Annotated in this window: 13 protein-coding genes and 1 pseudogene; 2 read left to right on the top strand and 12 right to left on the bottom strand. The window is 70.7% G+C overall.

Going from position 1 to position 15130, the window contains the following annotated elements:
- Positions 1 to 46: 46 nt before the first annotated feature.
- Positions 47 to 1855, bottom strand: coding sequence for an adenine deaminase C-terminal domain-containing protein (locus MFF26_RS22115; protein ID WP_238308568.1), 1809 nt, complete (start codon positions 1853 to 1855; stop codon positions 47 to 49).
- A 179-nt stretch (positions 1856 to 2034) separates the two neighbouring features.
- On the opposite strand from MFF26_RS22115, the gene MFF26_RS22110 reads away from it, so the two are divergent.
- Positions 2035 to 3477: an acetamidase/formamidase family protein gene (locus MFF26_RS22110; RefSeq protein ID WP_137828032.1), complete on the top strand. Its 1443-nt coding sequence runs from the start codon at positions 2035 to 2037 to the stop codon at positions 3475 to 3477.
- Between the two features lie 19 nt (positions 3478 to 3496).
- Here MFF26_RS22110 and MFF26_RS22105 read toward each other — a convergent pair whose 3' ends face one another.
- The 5 genes and pseudogenes from MFF26_RS22105 to MFF26_RS22085 all read right to left on the bottom strand — a co-directional run.
- Positions 3497 to 6277 carry a molybdopterin-dependent oxidoreductase gene (locus MFF26_RS22105; RefSeq protein WP_137828033.1) on the bottom strand — a complete coding sequence of 927 codons (2781 nt, stop codon included), beginning with the start codon at positions 6275 to 6277 and terminating at the stop codon, positions 3497 to 3499.
- Positions 6274 to 7089, bottom strand: coding sequence for an FAD binding domain-containing protein (locus MFF26_RS22100; RefSeq protein WP_137828034.1), 816 nt, complete (start codon positions 7087 to 7089; stop codon positions 6274 to 6276). Before MFF26_RS22100 ends, MFF26_RS22105 begins: the two co-directional genes overlap by 4 nt.
- A gap of 168 nt (positions 7090 to 7257) precedes the next feature.
- Complete coding sequence (locus MFF26_RS22095; RefSeq protein WP_137828104.1) at positions 7258 to 8247, bottom strand: ABC transporter substrate-binding protein; 990 nt, start codon at positions 8245 to 8247, stop codon at positions 7258 to 7260.
- Between the two features lie 77 nt (positions 8248 to 8324).
- Positions 8325 to 9290, bottom strand: a complete 966-nt coding sequence (locus MFF26_RS22090; RefSeq protein WP_137828035.1) for an ABC transporter permease — start codon at positions 9288 to 9290, stop codon at positions 8325 to 8327.
- Positions 9291 to 9423: 133 nt separating this feature from the next.
- Positions 9424 to 10023: pseudogene (locus MFF26_RS22085) on the bottom strand (ABC transporter permease); the annotation flags it as partial.
- Between MFF26_RS22085 and MFF26_RS22080 the strand changes: the two are divergent.
- Positions 9947 to 10216 carry a hypothetical protein gene (locus MFF26_RS22080; RefSeq protein WP_238308567.1) on the top strand — a complete coding sequence of 90 codons (270 nt, stop codon included), beginning with the start codon at positions 9947 to 9949 and terminating at the stop codon, positions 10214 to 10216. The pseudogene MFF26_RS22085 and the gene MFF26_RS22080 overlap by 77 nt on opposite strands.
- A gap of 9 nt (positions 10217 to 10225) precedes the next feature.
- On the opposite strand, the gene MFF26_RS22075 is transcribed toward MFF26_RS22080, so the two are convergent.
- The 6 genes from MFF26_RS22075 to rutA all read right to left on the bottom strand — a co-directional run bounded on the left by MFF26_RS22075 (position 10226) and on the right by rutA (position 14925).
- Entirely contained in the window at positions 10226 to 11080 is an 855-nt protein-coding gene (locus tag MFF26_RS22075; protein WP_137828036.1) for an ABC transporter ATP-binding protein, read from the bottom strand.
- Between the two features lie 124 nt (positions 11081 to 11204).
- Positions 11205 to 11693, bottom strand: coding sequence for a flavin reductase family protein (locus tag MFF26_RS22070; RefSeq protein ID WP_238308573.1), 489 nt, complete (start codon positions 11691 to 11693; stop codon positions 11205 to 11207).
- Positions 11694 to 11844: 151 nt separating this feature from the next.
- Entirely contained in the window at positions 11845 to 12627 is a 783-nt protein-coding gene (gene rutD, locus MFF26_RS22065) for a pyrimidine utilization protein D (RefSeq protein WP_137828038.1), read from the bottom strand.
- A 3-nt stretch (positions 12628 to 12630) separates the two neighbouring features.
- Positions 12631 to 13023 carry a pyrimidine utilization protein C gene (rutC, locus tag MFF26_RS22060; protein ID WP_137828039.1) on the bottom strand — a complete coding sequence of 131 codons (393 nt, stop codon included), beginning with the start codon at positions 13021 to 13023 and terminating at the stop codon, positions 12631 to 12633.
- A gap of 55 nt (positions 13024 to 13078) precedes the next feature.
- The gene (gene rutB, locus MFF26_RS22055) at positions 13079 to 13825 is read right to left on the bottom strand and encodes a pyrimidine utilization protein B (RefSeq protein ID WP_137828040.1); all 747 of its coding nucleotides are present in this window, start codon (positions 13823 to 13825) and stop codon (positions 13079 to 13081) included.
- The gene (rutA, locus tag MFF26_RS22050) at positions 13825 to 14925 is read right to left on the bottom strand and encodes a pyrimidine utilization protein A (protein ID WP_137828105.1); all 1101 of its coding nucleotides are present in this window, start codon (positions 14923 to 14925) and stop codon (positions 13825 to 13827) included. Before rutA ends, rutB begins: the two co-directional genes overlap by 1 nt.
- Between the last annotated feature and the right edge of the window lie 205 nt (positions 14926 to 15130).

Here is a 15130-nt window from a genome sequence, read left to right as displayed (position 1 = left end):
TCCCTTGTGCTCGGGTCGGTCCGAGGCTCGTGCCAATCAGGCTATGCTACGCCGCCTCGAACAACGGCACCGGGCACATCTCCGGCACCAGCACGAGACCCTTATCGGTGATGCGGATCTGCGGGATCACCGAGAGTGGGATCAGGTTGAAGCCCATATACGGGATGGCGCAGCCCGCCTCCGCCCAAGCCGCCTTGAGCCCCCGCATCGCCTCGGCGACGACGCCCACGCGCTGGTCCGAGAGGAGCCCGGCGATGGGAAGCGGCACCATCGCGACGACCTGACCCGCCTCGACGACGCAGACCCCGCCCTGCGCCGCAGCGATCGCGTCGAGCGCCACGCGCATATCGGCCTCGGTGAGGCCCGCGACGATCACGTTGTGCGAATCGTGCCCGACACTGCTCGCCACCGCTCCACGCTTCAAGCCGAAGGCGGAGAGCAGCCCATGCGCGACCCCGCCGCCGAGACCGTGTCGCTCGACCACGGCGACGTGGCAGAGATCGTGCGCCGCCAGCGTCTCGGGCCAGTCGGTCGCGGGTGTCAGCGCGACGCGCTCGTGGATCAGTTCGATGCCGGGCAGGGTCGTCCGGATCGCGTTGACGGTGCAGGGGCCGGGCGGCAGCGGCGGCACCAGGGCGGGCAGTGGGTCGGGCAGGCGCACCGTGGCATAGGCGGCCGCCGGATAGCGGTAGGGCGTGGCGAGCGCCGCCTCCAGCCGCGGCGTGGCCTTGCGGCCCTCCACCACCAGTTCGCCGCCGTACCACGTCGCTTGAGGCACGAGATCGTCGTCGAGCAGCACGAGGTCGGCGCGCCGCCCGCCGCCCAAGCCGCCGATCTCGCCGTCGAGCCCGTATCGGGTCGCCGGGTGCAGCGAGCCCATCGCCCATGCTGCGGCTTGCGGGATGCCCCGTGCCGCCGCCTCCCGCACCACCCAATCCAAGCCGTAGGCGAGGAGATCGTCGGCGTCGCGGTCATCGGTGCAGGCGCAGATCCGCTTCCAGGCCGCGCCGTACTCGGTGATCGTGCCGATGGCCGCCGGCAGGGAGTGCCAGGGCGTCGTCGGCGGTCCGCCGCGCAGGAAGATCCAGAGGCCCGCCTCCAGGAGATCGTCGGCGATGTCGCGGTCGATCGCCTCGTGCGTGTCGGTGACGCCGCTCGCCGCGTAAGCCGCTACGAAATCGCGGCCATAGATGTGCCCGGAGACGGGCCGGCCCCGCTCCAGGGCGACGGCGATGATCGCGTGCGCCCGCTCCTCCCCCGCCGCCACCGCGACGAAGTCCATCTTCTCGCCGAGCGCGATCGCCTCCGGCCACGCGTCGAACAGGGCGGCGATCTTGTCCGGCGTCAGGTCGCCCCCCGCGGTCTCGATCGCTGGCGTCGTCGCGGGCACCGTGCTCGGGACGGTGAGGTAGATGTTGAGCGGGGCTGCGCGGGCATCCTCCAGCATCCATTCCACGCCCTTCGCGTCCAGCACGTTCCCGATCTCGTGGCTGTCGCAGACGATCGTGGTGGTGCCGTTGATGAGCGCGGCCTCCGCGTAGGCGCAGGCCGTCACCATGCTGCTCTCGATATGCAGGTGCGGATCGACGAGACCCGGCGCGATCAGGCCGCCGCCGGCGTCGTAAACCGGCGCGGAGCCCCGGTAGCACCCGGCCGGGAGCACCGCGGCGATGCGTCCGCCCGCGATCCGGATCTCGCGGTTTTCGAGAATGCGCTCGGAATAGGTCGAGAGCAGCCGCGCGCCGGTGACGACGAGGTCGGGCTCGGCCCGGCCGGCGGCGACGTCGGCGAGCCGGCGGGTCATCCGGGCGAGCGGTTCGACGGTGAAGCGGTTGAGCGGCGCTGGTTCGGTCATCGAGGCCTATCCGTGGGGACGGGAACGCGCGGGCACGCATCGTGCCACGCCTGCTCGCCACGAGAGAAGACCGCGCTGCAGGACCGGTCGTCCGGACGGGCCGGTCACGGCTGCGTGAAAGCTTGGCCGTTGCCTTGCATAGGGCCCTGCCGGCTCTTTCTGGTCGAGGAAACGCGAATATGTGCCTGGGCGACGATCCCACCTGCGCGGCTTTCGCCGAACACCGTCTGCGCTATCGGCGCGACATGGAGCCGGAGCGGCGCGCCTTCCTGAAGAGCGGCTTCGTCGCCACGGGCGGCGCGGCGGCCTGGGCGGCGGGCGGCCTGTCGCTCGTGAGCCCGGCGCTCGCCGAGGCCAGCGCCCAGACGGCCGTCGGGAAGGCCGCGCATTACCACCTGCCGGCCTCGGCCGAGACCGTGCATTGGGGGTATTTCAGCAAATTGCTGAAACCTCAGATCGAGATCGCGTCGGGCGATTTCGTGACCATCGAGACGCTGACGCACCACGCCAACGACGATGCCGAACGGATGGTCGCGGGCGACCCCGGCGCCGAGAGCGTCTTCCTCTGGACGAAGGACCGGAAGGCGGTCTCCCGCCGCGGCGCGGGGCCGGACGACGCGAAACTCGGCCCGGGCGGCGGTCTCGGCGTCCATATCTGCACGGGGCCGGTGGCGGTGCGCGGGGCCGAGCCCGGCGACGTGCTGGAGGTGCGCATCCTCGACGTCGCCCCGCGTCCCGCCGCCGACCCGAAGTTCAAGGGCCTGACCTTCGGCAGCAACGCGGCGGCGTGGTGGGGCTACCACTACAACGACATGCTGGAGGGGCAGAAGCGCGAGGTGATCACGATCTACGAAGTCGACGCCACGGGGGGGCGCGACTGGGCCAAGGCGGTCTACAGCTTCCGCTGGCCGGGCGTGACCGACCCGAACGGGGTCGCGCACCCGACGATCGACTATCCCGGCCTGCCGGTGGATCACACCAAGACCGAGCGCCGCTTCGACGTGCTGAAGGGCATTCGGGTGCCGATCCGCCCGCATTTCGGCACGATGGGTCTGGCGCCGTCCGAGGCCGACCGGGTGAACTCGATCCCGCCGAGCTATACCGGCGGCAACATCGACAACTGGCGCATCGGCAAGGGGGCGACCCTGTACTATCCGGTCGCGGTGCCGGGCGCGCTGTTCTCGGTCGGCGATCCGCATGCGAGCCAGGGCGATTCGGAACTCTGCGGCACGGCGATCGAGTGCTCGCTCACGGGCACCTTCCAGTTCATCCTACACAAGAAGGCGGACTTGGCCGGCACCTCGCTGGAGGCGCTGGACTTCCCGATGATCGAGACCAAGGACGAGTGGGTGCTCTCGGGCTTCAGCTACCCGAACTACCTGCGCGACCTCGGCGCGGACGCGCAGGACGCGATCTTCTCCAAATCGTCGATCGACCTCGCGATGCGCGACGCCTTCCGCAAGATGCGCCAGTTCCTCATGCACGCGAAGGGGCTGACCGAGGACGAGGCGATCTCGCTGATGTCGATCGCGGTCGATTTCGGGATCACCCAGGTCGTCGACGGCAATTGGGGCGTCCACGCCATCGTCAAGAAGTCGATCTTCTCCGAGCGGACGGTGTGAGACAGGAGGCGGGCGCCGATCAGGCGCCCGCCGTCTCCCGCACGGCCATGACGCTGCGATAGATCCGGTCGGGCGCGAACGGGGTCGCAGTGAGGCGCGCGCCGGTGGCATCGCGGATCGCGTTGCCGAGCGCCGCGGCGACGGGATTGTAGGGCGCCTCGCTCATCGACTTGGCGCCGAGCGGGCCGACGGTGTCGTGCGTGTCGGCGAACAGCACCTGCGTGGCCGGAACGTCGGCCAGGGCGGGGATGTGGTAGTTGCGCAGCGTGCGCGTGAGGACGCCGCCCTCCGCATCGAACCGGTAATCCTCGTAGAGGGCGGCACCGAGCGCCTGCGCCACGCCGCCCTCGACCTGCCCGCGGCACTGCATCGGGTTGATCACGACCCCGGCATCGGCGGCCTGGATACTGCGAAGGATGCGGGTCTCGCCGGTTCGCGGATGCACGGCCACACGGAATGCCTGGACGTTGAAGGACACCGAGCGCGGCGTGCCGTCGGCGTCGCCCGTTGCCTCGAACCCGTCGCCCCGCGCGAGCTCGGTCAGGGGAATGACGCCGGACGGCGTCTCGACGCCGTCCCGGGTGAGGCGGCAGGCTTCGGGTTCCGTGCCGGCCTGAGCGGCTGCCGCGGCGAGGATCCTGCCGGCCAAAGCCGAGGCCGCCCGGTGATTGGCCTGGCCGGCGACCACGGTTCCGGTGCTGCCATAGGCGCCGGTATCGTGGGTCACCGCATCGGTGTCGGCCTGGATCAGGCGGATGCGGTCCGGCGTCGTGCCGAGCGCCTGCGCCGCGATCTGTCCGTGCACCGTGCTGGTGCCGTTGCCGAACTCGGCGGTGCCGATCGCCAGCGCATAGCCCCCGTCCGGTTCGAGGCGGATGCGGGCATGGGCGAAGTGGCCGCGCGGCGGGATCGTGTCGATCATGCCCATGGCCATCCCCTGCCCGACCAGCCATTCGGGACCGGGCGGCGGCTCACCGGGATCGTCGGCCAGGGCGCGCTCGGCGAGGTCGAGGCACTGATCGAGCCCGTAGGAGCCGTAGACGACGTCGTGCGGTTCGAGGCTCGTCGCGACCATCGGGTCGCCCGGCCGCACGGCATTGAGGCGTCGCATGGCGAACGGGTCGATGCCGAGGCCGCGAGCCAGCTCGTCGATCGCCGACTCGACGGCGAAGATCGTCTGGCTCAGCCCGTAGCCGCGGAACGCCCCGGCCGGCAGGGTGTGCGTGTAGACCGCGTAGCCCTCGACCCGCTTGTTCGGGCAATTGTACGCGGCCAAGCTCTCGTTGCAGCCATGGTGCAGCACGCCGCCGGCATGATTGCCGTAGGCGCCGGTATTCGAGAGCACGCTGAGCGCAATCGCGGTGAGGCGGCCGTCGGCCCTCGCCCCGACCTTCACCCGCACGCGCATCGGATGCCGCGTGGTCGCCGAACAGAAGTTCTCCTCGCGGGTCATCTCGTACTTCACCGGCCGACCGGTCGCCAGCACGGCCAAGGCGACGAGATCCTCGGTCAGCATTTCCTGCTTGCCGCCGAAGCCGCCGCCGACCCGGCCGCAGAGCACCCGCACCCGGTCCCGGTCGAGATCGAACAGCGCGCAGAGCGCGTCGCGGGTGAGGAAGGGCACCTGTGTCGAGGAGCGCAGGGTCAGCCGACCGTCGGCATCGAGCCAGCCCAAGGCGCCGTGGGTCTCGAGATGCACGTGCTGCACGCGCTGGGACACGTACTCGGCCTCGTGGACGCGGTGGGCCTGCGCGAAGCCCGCCTCGACATCGCCGATGGCGCCGTGTGCCTCGGCCGCGAGGTTCGGATGGGCCAGGAGCGGCGGCGCGTCCTCGCCGGCCCTGTCTCCATCCCGGCCGGTCGGGTCGCGGTCGGCGGGATCGTGAACCAGCGGCGCGTCGGGTTTCAGCGCCATCCTCGGGTCGAACAGCGCCGGACGCACCGCGTAGGTGACCCGCAGCGCCCGCACGCCCGCCATCGCTGCGGCCTCGGTCTCGGCCACGACCGCCGCGACGCGCTGGCCCTGGAAGCGGATCACCGGATCGAGCAGCGCCGTGTCCGCCGCGTCGTCCAGGGGGTTCTCGTGACGGCCCGTCGAGAAGCGGCGCCGCGGCGCGTCCTCGTGGGTGAGCACCGCGACGACGCCGGGCACGGCCAGGGCCGCCGCGCGGTCGATGTGCAGGATACGGGCATGGGCGTGGGGCGCGCGCAGCACCTTCAGGTGCAGCAGGCCTGGGATCGTGCAATCGAAGGTGTAGGCCGCCCGGCCCGAAACGACGGCGAGGCTCGCGGGAGCCGGGAGGCTGCGCCCGACCGGGCCATCATGCCCGGCATCGGACGCCTCCGCGTGCGCGAGCCCGGCCACCGCATCGCGGATCGCCCGGTAGCCGGTGCAGCGGCAGAGATTGCCCTTGAGCGCCGTCGGCAGATCCTGCCGCTGCGCCTGATTCAGCGCGGCGGCGGTCATGATCATGCCCGGCGTGCAGAAACCGCACTGGAAACCCTGCGCGTCGCGGAACGCCGCCTGCATCGGATGGAGGGGTGTGGATGCGGCCCCGTCGAGGGTGCAGGATCCGGCCAGCCCCTCGATCGTCGTGACGGCCCGCCCCTCGGCCTGGAATGCCGGGAGCAGGCAGGAATGGATCGGCTCGCCGTCGAGATGAACCGTGCAGGCCCCGCAATCGCCCGCGTCGCAACCCTTCTTCACCCCGAACCAGCCGAGGTCGCGCAGCATCGTGCGCAGACACTGGCCGGGCTGCGGCGCGGCCTCTTGGACCTGACCGTTGACGGTGATTCTCATCGGGCGAGCTCCTCCCGGATCTCCTCGGCGAGCAGCCCCGTGACGTGGCGCCGCCAATCCGGCGCACCGTGCACGTCGTCGTACCAGCCGCCTTCGGGGATCGCCGCCTCGATCGCAGCCCGCAGCGCGGCCGCATCTGGGAGATCGGCGAACGAACACTGGACGGGACGCGGCGTCGCGGCGGTCACCGTGAGCGCGAAGCCTCCCGCCCGCCCGCGCGTGCCGATGAGCAGCGCCCCGGAGCGTCCACCGGGGGAGAGCGAGATGCGGCGGAACGCCGTGCGCCGTTGCAGCGCCGCGGCCGGCATGTCGATGCGGCGCAGGATCTCGCCGGGGATGAGCGCCGTGCGCTGCGGACCGAGGACGAAGTCGAGCACGGGGACGTGCCGCTCGCCCCCGCCCGGCCGCAGGATCACGCAGGTGCCGTCGAGGGCGACGGCGAGCGCGATCATCGGCCCGGCGGGCAGAGCCGTGCAGAGATTGCCCCCGACCGTCGCGCGGTTCCAGATCTTGAACGAGCCAAGCAGCGCCCGGCAGCACTGACCGACGAGCGGCGCGGCAACCCAGTCCCGCGGCAGGGCAAGCCGGTCGAGGGCGGCGATGGTGCCCGTCGCCGAGAGGCTCAACCCCGTGTCGGAGATCTCGGCGGCCGGCCAGTCGAGGCCCGACAGATCGATCAGCCGGGCAAGCGCCGGTTGTGGCTCGGAGAACAGCCACGTTCCCCCCGCGAGCCAGGCATCGCCTTCCCGCCACGCCGGCAGGTCGTTCGTTCGGCGCGGTTGCAGGACGCTGGTGATGGTGTCGAGGTCCATAGCGGGGATCGGCTCGCAAGACTCCGTCCAAACCGTGGACGAACTATTCGGACATCGTATCGAGTTCGATCGTCTCGGGCCCTGCGCCGCATCGGCCCGCGTCCGACGACCTCCGCCACCGCTCGGGCTCGTGCGATCGAGATCCGCCAGGTCCCATCGCCGCCCGGGCTATGGGCTCCCGGCCGCCGTCACCGCGTGCGTCCAGGCGCCCTCGGGCTTCCGGGTGATGACGGGCTGATCGGTTCCCCCAGAGAGCAGGATGGCGACCGTGCGGTCGTAATCGGCCTGCGCGAGCTTGCCCCCCGACCGGTCGAGCAGCTTGGCGATCTCGATCATCATGCGCTTCTGGTGCTTCTCGGTCTGTGCGCCGCTGGCATCGTTCTCCAACACGATCCCGGCCGCCTCGTCCGGGTGCTCGGCCGCATAGGCCCAACCCTTCTCAGAGGCGGCCACGAACTTGGCGAGCCGGGCCACGAACGCCTTGTCCTTGAGCTTCGATTCCAGCGCGTAGAGGCCGTCCTCCAGAGTGGCGACGCCCTGATCCTCGTAGCGGAAGACAACGAGCTGATCCGGCTTGAAACCGGCGTCGATCACCTGCCAGTACTCGTTGTAGCTCATCGTCGAGACGCAGTCGGCCTGGCGCTGGATCAGCGGGTCGACGTTGAAGCCCTGCTTCAGCACCGTCACGCCGCCGGGCGAGCCGTTGGTCTTGAGCCCGAGCTTGGCCATCCAGGCCAGGAACGGATACTCGTTGCCCGAGTACCAGACGCCGAGGGTCCGGCCCTTCAGGTCGGCCGGGACCTTGATGCCGGTCTCGGCCCGGCAGGTCAGCATCAGGCCGGATTTCTTGAACGGCTGCGCGATGTTGACGAGTGGCACGCCCTTCTCGCGCGAGGCGAGTGCCGAGGGCATCCAGTCGACGACGACGTCGGCGCCACCGCCCGCGATGACCTGCGGCGGGGCGACGTCCGGCCCGCCCGGCTTGATCGTCACGTCGAGTCCAGCCTGCTTGTAGAAGCCCTTGGCCTGCGCGACGTAGTAGCCCGCGAACTGCGCCTGCGGGACCCATTTGAGCTGGAGCGTCACCCTCTCGGCCGCCTCCGCCCCGCCCAAAGCGAGTCCGAGCAGCGTCGCGCCCGCGCAGACCAGCGCGCGCATGTGCCCCTCGATTCCTGCCATCCCCGTCTCCTCTCGTGTCAGTCCCAGGCGGCCTTCGGCGGCGCCGCGATACCCCGTCAGCGACCCCGCATCGCCGGATGCCAGCCGGTCGTGGCGCGCTCGATCAGAGCGACGAGACCGTAGAAGGCGGAGCCCGCCAGCGCGGCGAGCGCGATCTCGGCCCAGACCATGTCGAGGGAGAGCCGCGCCGCCTCGATCGAGATGCGGAAGCCCATGCCGACGATCGGCGTGCCGAAGAACTCGGCCACGATCGCCCCGATCAGCGCCAGCGTCGCGTTGACCTTGAGGGCGGTGAAGATGAAGGGCAGCGCCGTGGGCAGGCGGAGCGCGAGCAGCGTGCGTCCGTAGCCCGCCGCGTAGGTGCGCATCAGGTCCCGCTCGATACGGCCCGTCGCGGCCAGACCCGCGCCCGCCTGCACGAGCATCGGGAAGAAGGTCATCACGGCGACGACGGCGGCCTTCGACGGCCAGTCGAAGCCGAACCACATCACCATGATCGGCGCGATGCCGACGATGGGCAGGGCCGAGGCGACATCGGCCACCGGCAGGAGGCCGCGCCCGAGGCCCGGCACGCGGTCCGCCAGGATCGCCACGGCGAGGCCCGACAGGCAGCCGATCGCGTAGCCCGGCAGGGCCGCTTTCAGGCAGGTCTGGACGAAATCCGACGCGAGCACGGGCCCGGCGGCGGCGAAGCGCGCCGCGACGGCGGAGGGCGGCGGCATCAGCACGGCCGGAACGCCGGCTCCGACGACGACCGTCTCCCACAACACCAGGACGAGGAAACCGAAGTGCAGCGGCACGGCGAGACCGACGGCACGTCGACCCGTAGGGCTGCGCGGCGTCAGCGCGGCGAGGTCGCGCGCGGCGAGCGTGGCGGCGAGCCAGACGAGGGCTGCGGCGAACCAGATGCCGGCCCCCGCCTGCCCGGCGAGGCCCGGACGATGGACGCTCAGCGCGAGAGCGAGTCCGCCGGCCAGCGCCGCGGGGCCGAGCAGGGCGATGCGGGCGGCACGGTGCGTCATCGGCCGCTTCCTGCCGCCGGCCGCCCCCGGGGGGGCTCCCGGTCGCCCGCAGGGTCGCCGCCTCGGCGAGGCCGACCACCCGAACCAGCAGCGCCGAGAGCACGGCCGCCGCGATCAGCGCCGCCCAGATCTGGATCGTCTGCCCGTAATAGGAGCCGGCCAGCAGCCGCGCTCCGAGACCCGCCTGCGCGCCCGTGGGCAGTTCGGCCACGATGGTGCCGACGAGGCTCGCCGCCACGGCGATCTTCAAACTCGCGAACAGGTAGGGCAAAGCCGCAGGCCAGCGCAGGCTGCTCAGGATCTGGGCCTTCGAGGCCGAGTAGGTCCGCATCAGGTCGCGATGGATGGCGTCGGGCGCGTTCAGGCCCTTCACCATGCCCACCGTGACCGGGAAGAAGCAGAGATAGGCGGCGATCACCGCCTTGGGCAGCAGCCCGGTCAAGCCGGCCGCCCCCAACGCCACGATGACGATCGGCGCCACCGCCAGGATCGGAACGGTCTGCGAGGCGACGATCCAGGGCATCAGGCTCGCCTCGACGCTGCGCAGATGGACGATCGCGACCGCCAGCGCGATGCCGAGGGCGGTGCCGATGGCGAAGCCCAGCAGCGTCGCCGAAAGCGTGACCCAGGCGTGGTAGACGAGGCTGCGCTTCGAGGTGACGGGGAAGCCGAACACGCCGCGCCACAGTTCGGCGACCACTTGGTGGGGGGCCGGAACGACGGGCCGCTCCATCGCCATCGTCGTCGCGGCGATCCGGCCGCTCTCCGGTGCCTCACCCGCCCGGATCAGCGCGTCGGAGGCGCCGGACCAGTTCGCGACGAGCGCGACGAGGGTCCAGGCCGCCAAGATCGCGAGCACGACGCTCGCCACCGGCCCGGCCCGGCCCGGTTCGGCCGCGCGCCGGCTCCGCGTCGCCGACGGATAGGGCGCCGCCTTACGCGTCATAGGCGTGACCGGCGCGCAGGCCCTCGCGCACCCGCTGGCCGAGGCGCAGGAACTCGGGCGACTCGCGGATCTCCAGCGGCCGCTCCGGCCCGAGCCCGGCGCAATCGACGATGTCCACGATCCGGCCGGGCCGCGGCGACATCACGACGACGCGCGTCGACAGGTAGACGGCTTCGGGGATCGAGTGGGTGACGAACAGGACTGTCTTCGCGGTCGCCCGCCACAGGGCGAGCAATTGCGCGTTGAGATGGTCGCGCACAATCTCGTCCAGCGCCCCGAAGGGTTCGTCCATGAGGAGAAGCTTCGGGTCGAAGCACAGCGCGCGGGCGATCGAGGCGCGGCTCTGCATGCCCCCGGAGAGCTGCCAGGGAAACTTCTTCGCGAACCCGGAGAGCTGGACCAAATCGAGGTAGCGGGCGACCCGCTCGCGGCGCTCGGCCCGCGGGACGCCGAAGAGTTCCAGCGGCAGTGCCACGTTGCGCTCGATCGTCCGCCAGGGATAGAGGGCGGGCGCCTGGAACACGAAGCCGTAATCGCGCCGCAGCCGCGCCGCCTCGGCACTGACCCCGTTGACGGTCAGTTCCCCGCCGGTCGGCTGCTCGAGATCGGCCACACAGCGCAGCAGCGTCGTCTTTCCGCAGCCGGACGGCCCGATGAAGGAGACGAACTCCCCCGGCGCGACGTCGAGATCGACGTCGGCAAGCGCCCGAACCGGCGCGTCGGCGGCCTCGTAGGTGAGGCACAGGCCGCGCGCGGAGACGACCGGCCGGGGCGCCGCCGCGCGCAGGGCCGGCCGATCCGGCTCGGGAGGCTGTTTCAGGGCGAGGGCGCCGGCGCGCGACATGGCAGATGTTCGTTCCGAGGATGCCGGCGCCGCGGAGCCGGAGGATGCGGGCGAGGCCGCGTGGCGTGCCGATGACGGTTCATGCCATCGGCGTTCGAGCATTTTCCGTGCCGCCCGCCGCGGCTCAGGCGCTGCCGACGGCGGGTGTTTCGGCGGGGCGCGGGACGCGGGGCAGCCTGCGATAGCGCCGCTCGCCGTAGAGAAGGGCGTCGGCCTCCCCGACCGACGCGACCGCCTCGACCGCGCAGTACAGCACGTCGTGCGTGCCGACCGCGTGGCGCGCGACGATGCGGCCGTCGAAGGCGGCGAGCGCGTCGGCGAGTGCGGGCGCGCCGGTGCGCAGGGTCCGCCACGTGCCGGTAGCGAACCGCCGCTCCATATCCGTTCGCCCGCCGAACAGCGCCGCCAGCCCCTCGTGATCCGCGCCGAGCGTGCTGACGCAGAGGCTTTCGTTGCGGCTGAAGGCTCCGTGCGCGGACGATCCGCGATTGATGCAGACGAGCAGCATCGGCGGCGCGTCGCTGACGCTGCACACCGCCGAGGCGGTGAAGCCGGCCCGACCGCCGGGCCCGTCGGTGGTGACCAGGTGGACCGCGCCCGCGAGACGGGACATCGCCTCGCGATACTCTTGGCCGGACAGCGCATCGGAGCAGCGGCTTGGGAGAGTGGCCCGGCCCGGGATGGGCGGGTACGCCTCCCGGTCTCGCACGGTGGTGCTCTCGGTGACGGTCATGACGGCGACCTTTCGCGAGGGGGAGGCATCCTCAGGGTTGCCCGAGGAAGTCGAGGAGCGTGGCGTTGAACGCCGCGGCGCGGGTGACGCTGTGGGCGTGGCCGCCATCCTCCGCGAGGACGAGCCGGGCGTTCGGCAGCCCGGCCGCCAGCGCCTGCGAGGCGGTGAAGGGCACGAGCACGTCGTCGCGCGCGGCCATCAGCAGGGTCTCGTGCGGGATGTGCACGAGCGCGCCGGTGGCGTCGAACGCTTCCAAGGCGGCGATGCGCGTCAACACCGTCGCCGGGTCGGGACAATGCGCCAGCGCCCGCGCCTCGTCGGCCGCGACGCGCTCCGCGTGCTGGGAAAGCCAAGGGGCCGGGTAGAGGAAGATGGCCTGCGCCTTCACGTAGGCTTCGGGGCCCACCCGCGTCAGCAGCGCCTTGCGCGCGGCGAAGCAGCGGCGCGTCGCTGGGTCCATGGCGGCCCAGCCGTTGACGATGACGAGGCGCCCCACCCGCTCCGGATGCGTCAGCGCGAGTTGCAGGGCGATCAGCCCGCCGAGGGCGTGTCCGACGATGTCGGCGCGCGGGATGTCGAGGTGGTCGAGCAGGTCGAGCGCGTCGCGGGCCATCGCCGGGACGTCATGGTCCGGCGCCACGGGGCCGGCCGAGCGCCCGGTGCCGCGATGATCGTAGGTGACGACGCGCAGGTGTTCGGAGAGGACCGGCATTTGCGGAGCGAAATACTCGGCCGAGCCGCCGAGCCCGGGCGAGAGCAGCACGGTGCGCCCGTCGGCCCGGCCGTGCACCGCGTGGTGGACCGGAGCGCCCATGATTCAGGCGGGCCTGCCGAGATGGGCGATCGAGGCGATTTCGACGAGCGCGTCGGGTTTCACCAGCCCGCATTGAATGCAGTAGCGCGCCGGTTTCTCCCCGGGGAAGTATTCGGCGTAGATGCCGTTGATCGCGCCGTAATCGGCCCAGTCCTTCAGAAAGATGTGGTTGAAGACGACATCCTCCATGGTGCCGCCGGCGGTCTCGACCACGCCCTTGATCGTCTCCAGCACGTGGCGGGTCTGCGCGGCGGCATCGCCGACGTGGACGACATTGTTGTCCCGGTCGAATGCGAGGGTACCCGAGACGTAGAGCACCCCGTCGGCGAGCGTGCCGGGCACGTAGGGGGCGAGCGGCTTGCCCGTGCCGGGCGGGATCACGACGGATTTGGGCATGCTTCGAGACTCCGGCGTTGCGGTTCGGCCTGCGGTTCGGGCGGGGGAAAGTCGCTTATTCGGCGGCGGTCGCGCGCGGTTCGGCATGGGCGAGCGCCGCCTCGAAACTCGCCACGTCCGAGACCCAGCCGAAGAAGGTCTCGATGTTCAGGAGTGCGCCCGCCTGCAGGCTCGGCGGGCCGGCCTGATGGGTCGCGTCGGCGAGCACGATCCCAAAATATTCGAGGAAGAAGCCGTCGCGCAGGGTCGATTCCACGCAGACATTCGTGGCGATGCCGGTGAAGACCAGCGTTCGGATGCCGCGCGCCCGCAGCATGCTGTCGAGCGGCGTGTTGAAGAAGCCGCTGTAGCGCGTCTTGCCCAGCACGATCTCGCCGGGCTCAGGCGTCAGCGCGTCGACGAGCGCGTAGTCCCAGGTGCCCTTCGCCAGGAGCTGCTGATTCATCTCCGGCCGGCGGCGCATCGTCTTGAGCGCGTTCGACTTGTGCCAGTTCGGCGAGCCGGGGCCTCCGGCCTCGACGTAATCCGGGTCCCATCCATTCTGGAACCAGACCACGCGGATGCCCGCCGCACGGGCCGCGGCGACGGCCCGCGCGATCTGCGCGATGACCGGCCCCGTCTCCGAGACGTCGAATCCGGCAAGATCCAGGTAGCCGCCCTTCGTCGCGTAGGCGTTCTGCATGTCGACGACGATGAGCGCGGTGGCAGCCGCATCGAACGCGATCGGTTCCGGCCGGGCCGGCAGCATCAGTCCGCCGTGGCGGCCGGACGGGTCGCGGTAGCCCGCAGGCGCCTCCTCCATCACGCCACCTCCGCGAGCGACGCCGCGCTTCCGGTGATGTGCCGGCGCGTGCGCATCAGCGGTTGGATGCGAGTGCCGAAATCGTCCATCCCCTTCAGGAAATCGTCGAAGGTCAGCAGCACGCCGCCGGTGCCCGGCACCGTCACGACTTCGTCGAGCAGGCTCGCGACCGTGGCGTAGGAGCCGACCAGCGTGCCCATATTGATGTTCACCGCCGAGGTCGGATCGGCCATCTGCCGAATGTTGGTGTCGGCGCCGGACTTGGTGTCGGCGGCGCCCTGCAGGCCGAGCCAGGCGATCGCCGCCTCGTCGGCCCCGGCCTTGTAGTGCTCCCACTTGGCGCGGGCCGCCTCGTCGGTCTCGTCGGCGATCACCATGAAGAGGACGTAGGAGGATACGTCCCGGCCGGTCTTCGCCCGCGCCTCCTCCAGCCGCGCCACCGTCGGCGCGAAGGCGGTCGGCGTGTTGACCCCCTTGCCGAAGCAGAAATTGTAGTCGGCATAGGTCGCGGTGAAGGCCATGCCGGCCGCGCTCTGGCCGGCGCAGATGATCTTCATATCGGCCTGCGGGCGCGGGCTGAGACGGCAATCGTCCATCTGAAAGAATTCGCCCTTGAGGTCGCTGCGACCCGTTCCCCACAGGTCGCGCAGGACCTGGGCATATTCGGAGAGGTATTCGTAGCGCCGCGCGAAGTAGTCATCGCCGGGCCACAGGCCCATCTGCGAGTATTCCGGCCGTTGCCAGCCCGTCACGAGGTTGATGCCGAAGCGCCCGTTCGAGATCGAGTCGATGGTCGAGGCCATCCGTGCGACGATCGCGGGCGGCAGGCACAGGGTCGGTGCCGTGGCGTAGAGCTTGATCCGGCTCGTGACGGCGGCGAGACCCGCCATCAGGGTGAAGGATTCGAGGTTGTGGTCCCAGAACTCCGTCTTGCCGCCGAAGCCGCGCAGCTTGATCATCGAGAGGGCGAAATCGAGCCCGTAATGTTCCGCCTTGAGCGTGACCTCTCGATTGAGTTCGAAACTCGGTTTGTACTGCGGTGCGTTCTCCGACAGGAGCCAACCGTTGTTGCCGATCGGAATGAAGACGCCGATATTCATGCGCTCGGTCATGCAAACCTCGCCCGCTGCGTCCGATCGCCGATGACGAAACCTTGCGATCGACGATGACGGTACTTGATCGGACCGTTTGGTCAAACTTCGAGACGCGAAATTTGACCGTTTGCACAAACTCTCCGCGCCTTGCCTGCGGCTTACACCTCTCATGCTCAAGGGTCGCGCGTTTTGACGCTCACCGAGCGCGGTT

The organism is Methylorubrum suomiense (assembly GCF_022179765.1).
In the GTDB taxonomy this organism is placed as follows: domain Bacteria; phylum Pseudomonadota; class Alphaproteobacteria; order Rhizobiales; family Beijerinckiaceae; genus Methylobacterium; species Methylobacterium suomiense.
The sequence above is the reverse complement of the archived record's forward strand: the minus strand, read 5'-3'. Positions and strand labels throughout refer to the sequence as shown.